The sequence below is a fragment of the Micromonospora sp. CNZ285 genome (assembly GCF_004637285.1).
This window is the reverse complement of record NZ_SPQD01000001.1, coordinates 3,774,685-3,790,663: the sequence shown is the minus strand read 5'-3', so window position 1 is coordinate 3,790,663 and position 15,979 is coordinate 3,774,685. Positions and strand designations below refer to the sequence as shown.

The window sequence follows — 15,979 nt, the reverse complement described above, 5'->3', positions numbered from 1 at the left end:
TGCGGGTCGGCATGGTCGGCTACGCGTTCATGGGCGCCGCGCACTCCCAGGCGTGGCGCACCGTGAACCGGGTGTTCGACCTGCCGGCGCGGGTGCGGATGACGCTCGTCTGCGGCCGCGACGAGCCGAAGGTGGCCGAGGCCGCCGACCGGCTCGGCTGGGACGGCTACACCACCGACTGGCGGCGGCTCGTCGAGTCCGACGAGATCGACGTGGTCGACATCTGCACGCCGGGGGACAGCCACCGCGAGATCGCACTCGCCGCGCTCGCCGCGGGCAAGCACGTGCTGTGCGAGAAGCCGCTCGCGAACAGCGTCGCCGAGGCCCGCGAGATGACCGAGGCCGCGGCCCGGGCCCGCGAGTCCGGGGTACGCGCGATGTGCGGCTTCAACTACCGGCGGGTGCCCGCTGTCGCCCTGATGCGGCAGCTGGTGGCCGACGGGCGGATCGGCGAGATCCGGCACGTCCGGGCGACCTACCTCCAGGACTGGATCGTCGACCCGCAGTTCCCGCTGGTGTGGCGGTTGCAGAAGGACAGGGCGGGCTCCGGCGCGCTCGGTGACATCGGCGCGCACATCATCGACCTGACCCAGTACGTCACGGGTCAGCTCGTCACCGGGGTCAGCGCGCTCACCGAGACGTTCGTGCGTCAGCGGCCGCTCGTCGCCGGGTCGAGCGGCCTGGCCGCGCAGGCCGACGGCAACGGCAGCGCCATGGGCCAGGTGACAGTTGACGACGCGGCGGTGTTCGTGGCCCGGCTCGACGGGGGAGCGCTGGCCACGTACGAGGCGACCCGGTTCGCCACCGGCCGCAAGAACGCCCTGCGGGTCGAGATCAACGGCTCGCGCGGCAGCGTCGTGTTCGACCTGGAACGCCTCAACGAACTGGAGTTCCTGGACGCCACCCGCCCCACCGCCGAGCAGGGCTTCAGCCGGATCCTGGTGACCGAGCCGGACCACCCGTACCTGGGTGCGTGGTGGCCGCCCGGCCACATCATCGGCTACGAGCACTCCTTCACCCACCAGGCACGCGACTTCGTCGAGGCGGTCGCCACCGGCGCCGACCCGGCCCCGTCGTTCGCCGACGCGTTGCAGGTCCAGCTCGTGCTCGACGCGGTGACCCGCTCGGCCGAGCGGGCCGCCTGGACGGAGGTGGAGCCCGCCCTGGCCGAAGCTTCCGCCTGACCCGAGGCGGCCCTGCGGGGCCCGCCCGACACTCACCGGCGCCGGCCGGCGAGGGCCCGCCGCGGTTGCGCCCCGCGGCGGGGACGAGGCCGGCTCCGGGAGCGTGCCGCCGGTGTCCGCCGGCACGACCAGCACGGCCCTCCGGTGCGGCCGGACCGGGATTCCCCGGCCGCACCGGCGGACCGGCCTTACCTGGGGAGGTAGCGCGAATGCGTACGGGTGTCTGGCTGGTGGGTGCGCGCGGCTCGGTCGCCACCACCGCCGTGGTCGGGGGACTGGCCCTGCGGGCCGGGCTCACCGCGCCGACCGGCTGCGTGACCGAGCTGCCCGACCTGCGCGGGCCCGCCCTGCCGGGCTTCGCCGATCTCGTCTTCGGCGGCCACGACGTGGTCGCCACCCCGCTCACCAAACGCGCCGAGGCGCTCGCCGCCGCCGGCGTGCTGCCCGCCCGGCTGGCCGACGCCGTGGCGCCCGACCTGGCCGGCGTCGAGGCGGCGCTGCGGCCCGCGCCGACCGAGGGCGACCAGGGCGAACGGATCGCCGCAGTGGTGCGCGACCTGACCGACTTCCGCACCCGGCACGGGCTGGACCGGGTGGTGGTGGTCAACGTCGCCGCCACCGAACCGGCGCCCGCGCCGCATCCGGCCCACGACGACCTGGCCGCGCTTCGCGAGGCGCTTTCCGGCCCGGCCGACGTGCTGCCGCCCAGCTCCGGATACGCGTACGCGGCGTTCACCGCGGGGTGTGCGTACGTGGACTTCACCCCGTCCACCGGCGCCCGGCTGCCGGCCCTGGCCGCGCTGGCCGCCGAACGCGGACTGCCGTACGCCGGGCACGACGGCAAGACCGGCGAGACGCTGCTCAAGTCGGTGCTCGCGCCGATGTTCGCGATGCGGCACCTGGCCGTGCGCTCCTGGTCCGGCACGAACCTGCTGGGCGGCGGCGACGGCGCCACGCTCGCCGACCCGGCCGCCAACGCGGCGAAGGTGGGCAGCAAACAACGGGTGCTCGCCGAGACGCTCGGCTACCTGCCGCAGGGCCACACCCGGATCGAGTACGTCGAGGAACTCGGCGACTTCAAGACCGCCTGGGACCTGGTCACATTCGCCGGTTTCCTGGGCACCGGCATGCGGATGGAGTTCACCTGGCACGGCTGCGACTCGGCGCTGGCCGCGCCGCTCGTGCTGGACCTGGCCCGGCTCACCGCCGCCGCGCACGCCGCCGGCCGCCACGGTCCGCTGACCGAGCTGGCGTTCTTCTTCAAGGATCCGCTCGGCGCGACCGGTCACGCGCTCGGTGACCAGTGGACGGTGCTGCGGGACTTCGCCGCCGCTCTGCACGCCCGGGTGACGCCGTGACCCGCCTGGCCGACCTGGCCGAGCTGGTGCGGGCGCCCGCCGCGCTCTCCGTACCGGGGGACGTGCTGTCCGGCGCGGCGGCGGCCGGTGCGCTCGGCCCGCGGACACCGGCGCTGGCCGGCGCGTCGGTGCTGCTCTACTGGGCCGGGATGGCCGCCAACGACTGGGCGGACCGGCGGCTGGACGCGGTCGAGCGGCCGGAACGCCCGATCCCGTCTGGGCGGGTGCGCCCGTCGGTGGCGCTCGGCGTCGCGTCCGGCCTGACCGCCGCCGGGCTCGCCGTCGCCACCGCCGCCGGGGGCCGCCGCGCGGCAGCGGTCGCGCTCCCACTCGCGGCCACCATCTGGGGGTACGACCTGCGCGCCAAGAACACCGCCGCCGGCCCGGCGGTGATGGCCGCCTGCCGAGGGCTGGACGTGCTGCTCGGCGCGTCCGGCGGCCGGGTGGTCCGGGCGCTTCCCGCAGCGCTGACAGTCGCCGCGCACACCTGGACCGTGACCGCGCTGTCCCGCCGCGAGGTGACCGGCGCGGACCGGCGGCTGCCGGGCCTCACGCTCGCCGGCACCGCGCTGATCGCGCTCACCACCCCGGCCCGGCCCACGCCACCCGCCACCGCCGCTCACACCGGCCGCGCCGCCCGGCTCGGGGAGCTGGTGCCGGCGGTGCTCGCCGCCGGGTACGCCGCCCGCTACGGCCGGGCGCAGGCCCGGGTGCTCGCCGACCCGTCACCGGCCCGGGTGCGGGCCGCCGTGGGTGCCGGGATCACCGGGCTGCCCGCGTTGCAGGGCGCGCTGACCGCCCGCGCCGGGGCCCGGCTGCTCGGCCTCGCCGTGGCCGGCGCCGCCCCGCTCGGCCGCCGCCTGGCCCGACTGATCTCCCCGACATGACAACCGAACCGCTGCCCGGGCCGGGCGGGCTGCGCTTCGGGTACGGCACCAACGGCTTCGCCAACCACCGGCTCGGCGACGCGCTGGCGGTGCTCGCCGACCTCGGGTACGTGGGCGTCGCGCTCACCCTCGACCACGACCACCTGGACCCGTTCGCCCCCGGCCTGGCCCGCCGCGTCGCCGCCGTCCGCCGCCGGCTGGACGCGCTCGGGCTCGCGGTGGTGGTCGAGACCGGCGCCCGGTATCTGCTCGACCGGTGGCACAAGCACGCGCCGACGCTGCTGCACGACGACCCGGCCCGGCGGGTGGAGTTCCTGCGCCGGGCCGTCCGCATCGGCGCCGACCTGGGCGCGGAGGCGGTCTCCTTCTGGGCCGGCGTACGCCCGCCCGGCGTACCACCCGACGTCGCCGCCGACCGCCTGGTCGCGGGCTGCGCGACCGTCTGCGCCGAGGCGGCGGAGGCGGGCGTACCGCTGGGCTTCGAACCGGAGCCGGGCATGTTCGTCGAGGACATCGCCGGGTGGTGGCGGCTGCGCGAGGCGCTCGGCGCGCCACCAGGCTTCGGCATCACGCTCGACATCGGGCACTGCCGCTGCCTGGAGCCGCTGCCGGTGCCGCAGTGCGTGCCGGCGGTCGCCGAGCACCTGGTCAACGTGCAGATCGACGACATGCGCCGGGGTGTGCACGAGCACCTGGAGTTCGGCACCGGCGAGATCGACTTCCCGCCGGTGCTGCAAGCCCTGGCCGACGCCGGCTACTGCGGGCTGGTGGCCGTGGAGCTGCCCCGTCACTCACACGCCGCACCGGCCGTCGCCGCCCGCTCACTGGACTTCCTGCGCGCCGCCGCCTCGAGCGGCGAGGGGCGGTGACCCACCACCTTCCACCCGGCAGAGGGGAGACGGCATGACACCCGACCGACTGCGCGCCGCGCTTCGGGGCGTACCCGATCCGCAGTGGCTGGACGCGGCGCTGCGCCGCGTCGCTACCGAACCCACGGCGATCGGGCGGTTCTTCGCCGCCGCCGCCCGGCGGTGCGGCCGCCTGCCGCTGCCCGACCCGCCGGGCTGGACGGCGGACGAAGCGGCCCGGGCGCTGCTGCTGACCGCGTTGCCGCACGGCCACGCCGCCGCCGCGGAGACGCTCTACCGGCAGGGCGACGCCGCCGAGAAACGTGCGGTGCTGCGCGCGTTGCCGCTGCTGCCGATCGGCGCGGAGTGCGTGCCGCTGCTGCACGACGCGACCCGCACCAACGACACCCGGCTGGTCGCCGCCGCGCTCGGCCCGTACGCCCGGCACCTGGAGCAGGCGACCTGGCGGCAGGCGGTGCTCAAGTGCGTGTTCACCGGCGTGCCGCTGGCGGTGGTCGACGGCCTGCCGGAGCGGTCCGACGGCGAGCTGGCCCGGATGCTCGCCGCGTTCGCCGCCGAACGGCACGCCGCCGGCCGCGACATGCCCGCCGACGCGTCCGACCTGCTGCGCCGGCTGACCATCCCCACCACGGAGGCGTGACATGCGCATCTTCGACCCGCACATCCACATGACGTCCCGCACCACCGACGACTACGAGCGGATGGCCGCCGCCGGTGTCCGCGCGGTGGTCGAGCCGGCGTTCTGGCTGGGCCAGCCGCGTACCAGCGTGGACAGCTTCGTGGACTACTTCGACTCGCTGATCGGGTGGGAGCCGTTCCGGGCCGGCCAGTTCGGCATCCGGCACCACGCCACAGTGGCGCTGAACCCGAAGGAGGCGAACGACCCGCGCTGCCGCCCGGTGCTGGACCTGCTGCCCCGCTACCTGGACAAGGACGGCGTGGTGGCGGTCGGCGAGATTGGCTACGACGCGATGACGCCGGCCGAGGACGCGGCGCTGGCCGGGCAGCTCGCCCTGGCCGTCGCGCACGACCTGCCCGCGCTGGTGCACACGCCGCACCGGGACAAGGCGCGCGGCGTCGAGCGGACGCTCGCCGTGGTCGCCGAGTCGGGCATCGCGCCCGGGCGGGTGCTCGTCGACCACCTCAACGAGGTGACCGTCGAGCTGGTCCGCGACACCGGCTGCTGGCTGGGTTTCTCGATCTACCCGGAGACGAAGATGTCGCCGCCGCGGATGGTGGAGCTGCTGAAGCGGTACGGCACCGAGCGGATGCTGGTGAACTCGGCGGCCGACTGGGGCCGGTCGGATCCGCTGCTGACCCGGGCCACCGGGGAGGCGATGCTGCTGGCCGGGTTCGACGCCGACGACGTGGACCGGGTGCTGTGGCGCAACCCGGTGGAGTTCTACGGCCAGTCCGGCCGGCTCGACCTGACCGACCTGGAGGACTCGTCGGCCACGTTCGCCGGCAACTCGATCCTGCGGGGAGGCGCGTAATGCGGCTGCGTCACGCCGACGGCACGACCGTCCACCTCGGCTACTGCACGAACGTGCACCCGGCCGAGGACCTGCCGGGCGTCGTCGCCCAGCTCGACACGTACGCGGTCGCGGTCCGCCGGGCGCTCGGCGCCGACCGGCTCGGGCTCGGGCTCTGGCTGGCCGCGCCGGTGGCCGCCGCGCTCGCCGCCGACCCGCCGGCCCGGCGCCGGCTGCGCCACGAGCTGACGGTACGCGGGCTGGAGGTGGTCACGCTCAACGGCTTCCCGTACGCCGCGTTCCAGGCCCCTGTGGTCAAGGGCGCGGTGTACCACCCGGACTGGACCACGCCGCAACGGCCGGCGTACACGCTGGACCTGGCCCGGGTGCTCGCCGACCTGCTGCCCGACGACGCCGTCCGGGGCTCGATCTCGACGCTGCCGATCGCCTGGCGCACCCCGTGGGATTCCGGGCGGGCCGCCACCGCCCGGCGTCGCCTGGACGCGCTGGCCGAGGGCCTGGCCGCCGTGCAGCGGGAGACCGGCCGGGTGATCCGGGTCGGCTTCGAACCGGAACCGGGCTGTCTGGTGGAGTCGACGGGACAAGCACGCGAGGTATTCTCAGACATGGATACCGACCGGCTCGGGATCTGCCTGGATCTCGCGCACCTGGCGTGTGCCTGGGAGCAGCCGGCGGATGCCCTGGCCGGACTGCGTGCCGCCGGTCTCCCTGTGGTGAAGGTCCAGGTGTCCGCAGCGGTCGAGGCGCCCGACCCGCCCGCCGCGAGCGCGGCGCTGCGCCGGTTCGTCGAACCGCGCTTCCTGCACCAGACGCGGGCCGCCGGTTGCGCCGGCGCCGCCGATCCGGCCGATCCGGCGTACGCGGCCGACGACCTCGACGCCGCACTCGACGCGCGGCTACCAGGGGCGTGGCGGGTGCACTACCACGTGCCGTTGCACGCCCCGCCCGAGCCGCCGCTGCGCTCCACGGTCCCGGTGCTGCGCGAGGCGCTGGCCGCGTTGTACGCCGGTCCGGTCGCCGGCTGCGACCACCTCGACGTCGAGACGTACACCTGGGGGGTGCTGCCGGAGGCGCGGCGGCCGCGCGGCGACGCGGAGCTGGCCGCCGGCATCGCCGCCGAGCTGGCGTTCGCCCGCGACGAGCTGACCGCGCTCGGCCTGGCCCCGACGGTGGGGGTCGCCGTGAGCGCGAGGAGTGAGCCGGTCCTGCGAGCCCCGCAGTCGCGAACGAAGGCCGGCACCGCATGAGCCGGCGGCTCGTGGTGCTCGACGTGGTCGGGCTGACGCCACGGCTGCTGGCGCACATGCCCCGGCTGCGCGCGGTGGCCGAGGCCGGGTTCGCCGCCGAACTGGGCACCGTGCTGCCGGCGGTGACCTGCTCGGCGCAGTCCACGTTCCTCACCGGCGAGCTGCCCGCCGGGCACGGCGTGGTGGGCAACGGCTGGTACTTCCGCGACCTGGGCGAGGTGCTGCTCTGGCGGCAGCACCACGGGCTCGTCGGCGGCGAGAAGGTCTGGCAGGCGGCCCGCCGCGTCGAGCCGGGCTACCGGGTGGCGAACGTCTGCTGGTGGTACGCGATGGGCGCGGACGTGGACTGGACGGTCACGCCGCGCCCGGTCTACCACGCCGACGGCCGCAAGGAGCCGGACTGCTGGACCGACCCACCCGAGCTGCGGGACTCGCTCACCGGCGCGCTCGGCACGTTCCCGCTGTTCAGCTACTGGGGTCCGGGCGCCGGGCTGTCGTCCTCGGCGTGGATCAGCCGGGCCGCCCAGCGCATCCTCACCGACCACGCCCCCGACCTGACCCTCGTCTACCTGCCGCACCTGGACTACGACCTGCAACGCTTCGGCCCGTCCGGCCCGCAGGCAGCCGCCGCGGCAGCGGAGCTGGACACCGTGCTCGGCCCGCTGCTCGACGCCGCGCGCGACCAGGGAGCCACAGTGGTGGCGTTGTCCGAGTACGGCATCACCGACGTGTCCCGCCCGGTGGACGTGAACCGGATGCTGCGCGCCGAAGGGCTGTTGCGGGTCTACACCCAGGCCGGGATGGAATACCTCGACCCGTGGACGTCACGGGCGTTCGCGGTGGCCGACCACCAGGTGGCGCACGTCTACGTCAGGGATCCGGCGGACGTGCCGGCGGTGGCGAAGCTCTGCGCGTCGCTGCCGGGCGTGGCCGAGGTCCTCGACGCCGCCGGGCAGGCCGGGTACGGGCTGGATCATCCCCGCTCGGGTGAGCTGGTGCTGGTGGCCGAGCCGGACGCCTGGTTCACGTACTACTACTGGCTCGACGACGCGCGGGCACCCGACTTCGCCCGGCTGGTGGAGATCCACCGCAAGCCCGGCTACGACCCGGCCGAGCTGTTCTTCGACCCGGCCGCGCCGGGTGCGGCGAAGCGCCGCGCGGCGGTGGCGCTGGCCCGCAAGAAGCTCGGGCTGCGCTACCTGATGTCCGTGGTGGGGCTGGACGCGGGCGCGCGTGCGGTACGTGGTTCACACGGGCGCCTGCCCGCCGACCCGGCGGACGGCCCGGTGCTGCTCTGCTCCGACCGGGCCGCGATCCGGCCCCGGCTGGAGGCCACCGATGTGAAGGCGTTGCTGCTCGAACTCGCCGGACTGGCCAGGGAGGCACCATGACCGTAACCGTCGCACCGACCGATCCGGCCCTGCTGCGGGGCCGCTTCGACGCCGCGCTAGCCGCGTTCCTGGACGCGAGAGAGCCGGATCGGCCGGACGACGGTACGGGGGCCGTCCACACTGCTCTGCGCTGGTTCGTCCTGGCCGGCGGCAAGCGGATGCGCCCGCTGTTCTGCTACTGGGGCTGGCGGGGGTTCGGCGGCCCGGACGCCGCGCCGATCGTGGTCGCCGCGGCGTCGCTGGAGCTGTTCCACGCGTTCGCGCTGATCCACGACGACATCGTGGACCGCAGCGACCGCCGCCGGGGCGCGCCGACGCTGCACCGGTTCTTCGCCGCGCTGCACGCCGCGTCCGGCTGGCCGGGCGACCCGGCGGCGTACGGGCGGCAGGCGGCGCTGCTCTGCGGCGACCTCTGCGCCACCTGGTCGGCGCAGATGTTCCACGGGTGCGGGTTGCCGCCGGAGCGGCTGCGCCGGGGGCACGTGCTGCTGGCCCGGATGCGCTCGGAGGTGATCGCGGGGGAGTACCTGGACGTGGTCGGGGCGGCCGGGGACGGCTCGGTGGCGAGCGCGCTCACCGTGGTACGGCTGAAGACGGCCCGCTACACGGTGACCCGCCCGGTGCAGATCGGCGCCGCGCTCGCCGGGGCGGCACCGGAGGAGGTGGCCGCGCTGGCCGGCTTCGGCGACCCGCTCGGGGACGCGTTCCAGCTCCGCGACGACCTGCTCGGCGTCTTCGGCGATCCGGCGGTGACCGGCAAGTCCAACCTGGACGACCTGCGCGAGGGCAAGCCGACGGTGCTGCTGGCGCTGGCCCGGGCGTCCGCCTCCCGGGCCGGCGCGGCCCGGCTGGGGGAGCTGGTCGGCGATCCCGGCCTCGGCCAGGCGGGCGCGGCCGAGGTGCGGGGCATCGTCGAGGAGTCCGGCGCCCGGGAGGCGGTGGAGCGGATGATCCGCACCCGGGCCGACGCGGCGCTTGTCGCGCTGGAGGCGTTGCCGCTGGCGGAACCGGCGCGACGGGTGCTGGCGGCGCTCGCGGAGCGGGCGGTCGACCGCCACGAGTGACACCTACTTTTGTCGCTGAGCGCCGAAAGTCAAAGCCGATCGATCAGAAGCTATGGACAGGCTGATCGAAAGGTCTTAATGTCGTGCACAGCACAACGCTGTTTCGCCGAGGTGATCGCCCCGCACCAGATCGCCCCGCACCGCCCGCCTCGGCGAGGTGACCACCGGTCCCGACCGGAGGTCGCGGCCCGCCGACCTCCCGGCGGGCCGGCGCAGCATCCCCCTGCTCGGCATCCGGCGCGACGCGCGCCCGGTCCTGGCTGCGCGCGTCAGGAAGGGACAGCACAGCATGTCCAGCCACCACCACCCCCGTGTCCGACGACCGTTCGCCGCTGCCGCAGCGCTGCTGCTCGCGGCCACCGCCGGCACCGTCACAGTGGCCGCGGCGTCCGTCCCGGCGTCCGCCCACCCGATCTCGGCGAGCGACTTCCAGCAGGTCGAACTCGCCCGCGGTGTCGCCGAGACCGGCGAACCGATGTCGCTCGCGGTGCTGCCCGACCGGTCGGTCCTGCACACCGCCCGCAACGGCACGCTGCGCCGCACCGACGCGGCCGGCGCCACCACAGTCATCGGCACGCTGCCTGTCTACACGCACGACGAGGAAGGGCTCCAGGGCGTCGGCGTCGACCCCGGCTTCGCCTCCAACCGGCACATCTACCTCTACTACGCGCCGCCGCTGTCCACCCCGGCCGGCGACGCGCCCGCCACCGGCACCGACTTCTCCGCCTGGCAGGGCGTCAACCGGCTCTCCCGGTTCACGCTCAACGCCGACTTCACGCTCAACCAGGCCAGCAAGGTCGACGTGCTCGACGTACCGGCCGACCGGGGGCTGTGCTGCCACGTCGGCGGCGACATCGACTTCGACGCGGCGGGCAACCTCTACCTGTCCACCGGCGACGACACCAACCCGTTCGACTCGGCCGGCTACGCGCCGATCGACGAGCGCACCAACCGCAACCCCGGGTACGACGCGCAGCGCAGCGCCGGCAACACAAACGACCTGCGGGGCAAGATCCTGCGGATCAAGGTGAACGCCAACGGCACGTACTCGATCCCGGCCGGCAACCTCTTCGCGCCCGGCACCGCGCGGACCCGCCCGGAGATCTACGCGATGGGCTTCCGCAACCCGTTCCGGATCAGCGTCGACAAGGCCACCGGCGTCGTCTACGTGGGCGACTACGGGCCGGACGCCGGCACCACCACGGCCCGCGGCCCGTCCGGGCAGGTCGAGTTCAACCGGGTGACCGGGCCCGGCAACTACGGCTGGCCGTACTGCACCGGCACCAACACCGCCGCCGAGACGTACGCCGAGTGGGACTTCGCCGCCGGCACCGCCGGCCCGAAGTTCAACTGCACCGGCGGGCCGACGAACAACTCGTTCCGCAACACCGGCCTGGCCACGCTGCCGGCGGCGAAGCCGTCCTGGATCCGCTACGCCGGTGACGCCGGCAGCCCGCCCGAGTTCGGCGGCGGCTCCGAGTCGCCGATGGGCGGCCCGGTCTACCGGTACGACGCGGCGAACCCGTCCACCACGAAGTTCCCGCAGTCGTTCGACGGGCAGTTCTTCGCCACCGAGTTCGGCCGGGGCTGGATCAAGCCGATCCACGTCAACTCGGACGGCTCACCCGGCACCATCGACAGCTTCCCGTGGACCGGCAAGCAGGTGATGGACTCGGCGTTCGGCCCGGACGGCGCGTACTACGTGCTCGACTACGGCACCGGCTACTTCAACGGCGACGCCAACTCGGCGCTGTACCGCTTCGACTACCTGGGCGGCGCCAACCGCGCCCCGGTGGCCCGCGCCGCCGCCGACCGGACGTCCGGCGCCGCGCCGCTCGCAGTCGCCTTCTCCTCAGCCGGCTCGTCCGACCCGGAGGGCGGCGCGCTGACGTACGCCTGGACGTTCGGCGACGGCGGCACCTCCACCGCGGCAAACCCGTCGCACACCTACACCGCCAACGGCAGGTACACCGCCACGCTCACGGTGCGCGACCCGCAGGGTGCGACCGGCACCGCCAGCGTGACGATCACCGTGGGCAACACCGCCCCGACAGTGGTCATCGAGACGCCCGGCAACGGCAAGCTGTTCTCCTTCGGCGACACCGTGCCGTTCCGGATCACCGTCACCGACCCGGAGGACGCCACGATCGACTGCACGAAGGTCAAGATGACCTACGTGCTCGGCCACGACCAGCACGGCCACCAGATCACCTCGGCGACCGGCTGCACCGGCTCGATCGCCGTACCCGTCGACGGTGAGCACGACGACGCGGCGAACATCTTCGCCGTCTTCGACGCCGAGTACACCGACTCCGGCGGCCTCACCACGCACACCCAGCACACGCTCCAGCCCCGGCACCGGCAGGCCGAGCACTTCAAGACCTCGTCCGGGATCAACACGTTCGACAAGGCCACCGCCGAGGGCGGCAAGACCGTCGGCGACATCCACAACGGGGACTGGATCGCGTTCCAGCCGTACCTGCTCGCCGACGCCACCGGGTTCACCGCCCGGGTGTCGTCCGCCGGAGCCGGCGGCACGCTCCAGGTGCGGGCCGGCTCGGCCACCGGCACCGTGCTCGGCTCGGCCACCGTCCCGGTCACCGGCGCCTGGGACACGTTCGCCACCGTCACCGGCACGATCGCCAACCCGCCGGCCGGCACCACCACGCTCTACCTGACGTTCGCCGGGGGCACCGGGGCGCTCTACGACCTGGACGCGTTCACGCTCACCACGTCGGCCGTGCGCACCGGCCCGGTGAAGGGCCTGGCCGGCAAGTGCCTGGACGTGCGCAACGCCGCCACCGCCGACGGCACCCAGATCCAGCTCTACACCTGCAACGGCACGACGGCGCAGTCGTGGACCGTGACGCCGAACGCCGCGGTGAAGGCGCTCGGCAAGTGCCTGGACGTCTCCGGCGGCGCCAGCGCTGACGGCACCAAGATCCAGCTCTACACGTGCAACGGCACCGGCGCGCAGAACTGGTCCGCGCAGGCCGACGGGACGCTGCGCAACCCGCAGTCGGGCAAGTGCCTGGACGTGTCCGGCAACAACTCGGCCGACGGCACGGCGGTGCACCTGTGGGCCTGCACCGGCGCGGCGAACCAGCGCTGGACCCTGCCGTGAGGATGAAGGAGGACCAGATGAAACTCGTGCGTACCGCACTGGGGGCGGTGACCGCCGTCCTCGCCACCATCGCCTGCACCGTTCCCGCGAGCCCGGCGGCCGCCGCCGACGCCCCCTACGACGTGCTCGTCTTCTCCAAGACCGCCGGCTTCCGCCACGACTCCATCGCGGTCGGCACGCAGGCCGTACGCGAGCTGGGCGCGGCGAACAACTTCACCGTCACCGCGACCGAGGACGCCGCCCAGTTCACCACCACCGACCTGGCCCGCTTCGAGGCGGTGATCTTCCTCAACACCACGGGGGACGTCCTCAACGCCAGCCAGCAGTCGGCGTTCGAGGCGTACATCGCCGCCGGCGGCGGGTACGTCGGCGTGCACTCCGCCGCCGACACCGAGTACGACTGGCCGTTCTACGGCAACCTCGTCGGCGCCTGGTTCGCCTCCCACCCGGCCATCCAGCCGGCCACCGTGAAGGTGGAGGACCGGGCGCACGCCGCCACCGCGCACCTGCCGCAGCGGTGGAACCGCACCGACGAGTGGTACGACTACCGCACCAACGCCCGCTCCACCGCACACGTGCTGGCCAGCCTGGACGAGTCCACGTACTCCGGCGGCTCGATGGGCGGCGACCACCCGCACGCCTGGTGCAAGACGTACAGCGGCGGCCGGTCCTTCTACACCGGCGGCGGCCACACCCAGGCGTCGTACGCCGACGCGGCGTTCCGGGCGCACCTGCTCGGCGGCATCCGCTACGCGGCCGGGCGCACGAAGGCCGACTGCCGGCCGGAGACCGGCTACACCGCGCTCTACAACGGCGGCACCACCGGCTGGTCGCAGGCCGGGCCGGGCAGCTTCACCAACGCCGACGCCACGCTCACCTCGGTCGGCGGCATGGGTCTCTACTGGTACAGCGCGAAGCAGTTCACCAACTACTCGCTGAAGCTGGACTGGCGGCTGGCCGGCGACGACAACTCGGGCGTGTTCGTCGGCTTCCCGCCGTCGAGCGACCCGAACTCGGCGGTGAACAACGGCTACGAGATCCAGATCGACCCCACCGACGCGGCCGACCGGACCACCGGCGCGATCTACGGCTTCAAGTCCGCCGACCTGGCGGCCCGGGACGCGGCCCTGAACCCGGCGGGAGAGTGGAACACCTACGAGATCCTGGTCGAGTCCGAGCGGCTCCAGGTCTTCCTCAACGGCGTGCGCATCAACGACTTCACCAACACCGACCCGGTGCGGTCGCTCGCCGGGCACGTCGGCATCCAGAACCACGGCACCGGCGACGACGTGTCGTTCCGCAACATCCGGATCAAGGAACTCGGCGGCACGCCGCCGCCGACCGGCAACACCACCGTCCAGGCCGAGGCGTTCGGTTCGGCGAGCGGCGTCAGCGCGTACCCCAAGGCCGGCGCCAACGGCGGCCAGACCCTGGGGTACGTGGACCCGGGCGACTGGGCCGCGTACCCGGGGCTGGACCTCACCGGTGTGACGTCGCTGCGCGCCCGGGTGGTGTCCGGCGGGCCGGGCGGCACGCTCCAGGTGCGGACCGGATCGCCGACCGGTCCGGTGCTCGGCCAGGTGGCGGTGCCGAACACCGGCAGCTGGACCACGTTCGCCGACGTGAGCACCGCGCTCACCGGCGTGCCGTCCGGTACGCAGACGGTCCACCTGACGTTCACCGGCAGCGGCTCCGGGCTGTTCGACGTCGACGACTTCACGCTGGTCCGCTCGACCGGCACCGGCGGTACGGGCCCGGTCAAGGGCCTGGCCGGCAAGTGCCTGGACGTGCGCAGCGGATCGTCGGCCGACGGCACCCAGATCCAGCTCTACACCTGCAACGGCTCGTCGGCGCAGTCGTGGACGGTCACGCCGAACGGGCCGGTGAAGGCGCTCGGCAAGTGCCTGGACGTGTCGGGTGGCGGCAGCGCGGACGGCACGAAGATCCAGCTCTACACGTGCAACGGCACGGGCGCGCAGAACTGGTCCGCGCAGGCGGACGGGACGGTGCGTAACCCGCAGTCGGGCAAGTGCCTGGACGTGTCCGGCAACAACTCCGCCGACGGCACGGCGGTGCACCTGTGGACCTGCACGGGTGCGGCGAACCAGCGCTGGACCCTGCCCTGACGGAGGCCATAGAGTGGAGGCGGCGACCGCGAGGTGGCCGGTGACCCGGCGGGAGGCGCAACCCGCCCGGGAGCAGACGCTCCGGCGTCCACCGGTTCCCACGCGCCGCCGCCTCCGGTCGTCCTCGCCCCGGTCCGCGACGGAATCCCCCATCACCACAGGGGAGAAGGACAATGGCGCGACCCATCACGCTCTTCACCGGCCAGTGGGCCGATCTGCCGTTCGACGAGGTCTGCCGGCTCGCCGCCGAGTGGGGCTACGACGGGCTGGAGATCGCCTGCTGGGGCGACCACTTCGAGGTGGACAAGGCGCTCGCCGACGACTCGTACGTGGAGCGCAAGCGGGCCACCCTCGCCAAGCACAACCTTCAGGTGTTCGCCGTCTCCAACCACCTGGTCGGGCAGGCCGTCTGCGACCACCCGATCGACGAGCGGCACCAGGACATCCTGCCGGCCCGGATCTGGGGCGACGGCGAGCCGGAGGGGGTGCGGCAGCGGGCCGCCGAGGAGATCAAGGACACCGCGCGGGCGGCGGCGAAGCTCGGCGTGAACACCGTCGTCGGCTTCACCGGCTCGTCCATCTGGCACACGGTGGCGATGTTCCCGCCGGTGCCGCCGGCCATGATCGAGCGCGGCTACCAGGACTTCGCCGACAGGTGGAACCCGATCCTGGACGTGTTCGACGAGGTGGGGGTGCGGTTCGCGCACGAGGTGCACCCGAGTGAGATCGCCTACGACTACTGGACCACCAAGCGCACGCTGGAGGCGATCGGGCACCGGGAGGCGTTCGGGCTCAACTGGGATCCGTCGCACTTCGTCTGGCAGGAACTGGACCCGGTGAACTTCATCTTCGACTTCGCCGACCGGATCTACCACGTGGACTGCAAGGACGCGAAGGTCCGTACCGGCGACGGGCGGCGCGGCCGGCTCTCCTCCCACCTGCCCTGGGCCGACCTGCGGCGCGGTTGGGACTTCGTCTCCACCGGCCACGGCGACGTGCCGTGGGAGGACTGCTTCCGGGCGCTCAACGCGATCGGCTACGACGGCCCGATCTCGATCGAGTGGGAGGACGCCGGCATGGACCGCCTGGTCGGCGCGCCGGAGGCGCTCCAGTTCGTCCGCCGCCTGGCGTTCGACGCCCCGAGCGCCGCCTTCGACGCCGCCTTCAGCAGCAGCGACTGACCCCCGCCCTCGCCCTCTCCCCCCCCCCCCCCCCCCCCCCCCCGCGATCTTGCAG

The 15,979-nt window shown here is 74.0% G+C and carries 12 protein-coding genes; all 12 read left to right on the top strand.

All coding sequences use genetic code 11. The annotated features are described in order from the left end of the window. Window positions 1-11 precede the first annotated feature (11 nt). The 12 genes from CLT75_RS17075 (at window position 12) to CLT75_RS17020 (ending at window position 15,924) form a co-directional block, all read left to right on the top strand. Complete coding sequence (locus tag CLT75_RS17075; RefSeq protein ID WP_486485353.1) at window positions 12-1,184, top strand: Gfo/Idh/MocA family protein; 1,173 nt, start codon at window positions 12-14, stop codon at window positions 1,182-1,184. A 209-nt stretch (window positions 1,185-1,393) separates the two neighbouring features. Beyond that, a complete protein-coding gene (locus tag CLT75_RS17070; RefSeq protein ID WP_135241535.1) occupies window positions 1,394-2,542 on the top strand; it encodes an inositol-3-phosphate synthase in 1,149 nt (382 codons plus the stop codon). Continuing rightward, on the top strand, window positions 2,539-3,429 hold the full coding sequence (locus tag CLT75_RS17065) for an SCO3242 family prenyltransferase (RefSeq protein WP_135241534.1): 891 nt from the start codon (window positions 2,539-2,541) through the stop codon (window positions 3,427-3,429). The genes CLT75_RS17070 and CLT75_RS17065 overlap by 4 nt, the downstream gene beginning before the upstream one ends. Next, a complete protein-coding gene (locus CLT75_RS17060) occupies window positions 3,426-4,298 on the top strand; it encodes a sugar phosphate isomerase/epimerase family protein (RefSeq protein ID WP_135241533.1) in 873 nt (290 codons plus the stop codon). The genes CLT75_RS17065 and CLT75_RS17060 overlap by 4 nt, the downstream gene beginning before the upstream one ends. 34 nt (window positions 4,299-4,332) lie before the next feature. Further along, window positions 4,333-4,938 (top strand): EboA domain-containing protein, encoded by a 606-nt coding sequence (locus tag CLT75_RS17055; RefSeq protein WP_135241532.1) that lies wholly within the window; start codon window positions 4,333-4,335, stop codon window positions 4,936-4,938. A gap of 1 nt (window position 4,939) precedes the next feature. Further along, window positions 4,940-5,791 (top strand): TatD family hydrolase, encoded by an 852-nt coding sequence (locus tag CLT75_RS17050; RefSeq protein ID WP_135241531.1) that lies wholly within the window; start codon window positions 4,940-4,942, stop codon window positions 5,789-5,791. Further along, window positions 5,791-7,038: a metabolite traffic protein EboE gene (eboE, locus tag CLT75_RS17045; RefSeq protein ID WP_486485206.1), complete on the top strand. Its 1,248-nt coding sequence runs from the start codon at window positions 5,791-5,793 to the stop codon at window positions 7,036-7,038. Before CLT75_RS17050 ends, eboE begins: the two co-directional genes overlap by 1 nt. Further along, window positions 7,035-8,429 (top strand): alkaline phosphatase family protein, encoded by a 1,395-nt coding sequence (locus CLT75_RS17040; RefSeq protein WP_135241530.1) that lies wholly within the window; start codon window positions 7,035-7,037, stop codon window positions 8,427-8,429. The genes eboE and CLT75_RS17040 overlap by 4 nt, the downstream gene beginning before the upstream one ends. Beyond that, window positions 8,426-9,493, top strand: coding sequence for a polyprenyl synthetase family protein (locus tag CLT75_RS17035; RefSeq protein ID WP_135241529.1), 1,068 nt, complete (start codon window positions 8,426-8,428; stop codon window positions 9,491-9,493). Before CLT75_RS17040 ends, CLT75_RS17035 begins: the two co-directional genes overlap by 4 nt. A gap of 289 nt (window positions 9,494-9,782) precedes the next feature. After that, window positions 9,783-12,617: an RICIN domain-containing protein gene (locus CLT75_RS17030; RefSeq protein WP_135241528.1), complete on the top strand. Its 2,835-nt coding sequence runs from the start codon at window positions 9,783-9,785 to the stop codon at window positions 12,615-12,617. Between the two features lie 17 nt (window positions 12,618-12,634). Further along, window positions 12,635-14,743: a ThuA domain-containing protein gene (locus CLT75_RS17025; protein WP_135241527.1), complete on the top strand. Its 2,109-nt coding sequence runs from the start codon at window positions 12,635-12,637 to the stop codon at window positions 14,741-14,743. A gap of 173 nt (window positions 14,744-14,916) precedes the next feature. Continuing rightward, window positions 14,917-15,924, top strand: coding sequence for a sugar phosphate isomerase/epimerase family protein (locus CLT75_RS17020; protein ID WP_135241526.1), 1,008 nt, complete (start codon window positions 14,917-14,919; stop codon window positions 15,922-15,924). The last annotated feature ends 55 nt before the right edge of the window (window positions 15,925-15,979 follow it).

Excerpts from the sequence above, each read along its gene's own strand:
- CLT75_RS17075 (WP_486485353.1), top strand. The coding sequence starts at position 12 with ATGGTCGGCTACGCGTTCATGGGCGCCGCGCACTCCCAGGCGTGGCGC.
- CLT75_RS17070 (WP_135241535.1), top strand. The coding sequence starts at position 1,394 with ATGCGTACGGGTGTCTGGCTGGTGGGTGCGCGCGGCTCGGTCGCCACC.
- CLT75_RS17060 (WP_135241533.1), top strand. The coding sequence starts at position 3,426 with ATGACAACCGAACCGCTGCCCGGGCCGGGCGGGCTGCGCTTCGGGTAC.
- CLT75_RS17055 (WP_135241532.1), top strand. The coding sequence starts at position 4,333 with ATGACACCCGACCGACTGCGCGCCGCGCTTCGGGGCGTACCCGATCCG.
- CLT75_RS17050 (WP_135241531.1), top strand. The coding sequence starts at position 4,940 with ATGCGCATCTTCGACCCGCACATCCACATGACGTCCCGCACCACCGAC.
- eboE (WP_486485206.1), top strand. The coding sequence starts at position 5,791 with ATGCGGCTGCGTCACGCCGACGGCACGACCGTCCACCTCGGCTACTGC.
- CLT75_RS17040 (WP_135241530.1), top strand. The coding sequence starts at position 7,035 with ATGAGCCGGCGGCTCGTGGTGCTCGACGTGGTCGGGCTGACGCCACGG.
- CLT75_RS17035 (WP_135241529.1), top strand. The coding sequence starts at position 8,426 with ATGACCGTAACCGTCGCACCGACCGATCCGGCCCTGCTGCGGGGCCGC.
- CLT75_RS17030 (WP_135241528.1), top strand. The coding sequence starts at position 9,783 with ATGTCCAGCCACCACCACCCCCGTGTCCGACGACCGTTCGCCGCTGCC.
- CLT75_RS17025 (WP_135241527.1), top strand. The coding sequence starts at position 12,635 with ATGAAACTCGTGCGTACCGCACTGGGGGCGGTGACCGCCGTCCTCGCC.
- CLT75_RS17020 (WP_135241526.1), top strand. The coding sequence starts at position 14,917 with ATGGCGCGACCCATCACGCTCTTCACCGGCCAGTGGGCCGATCTGCCG.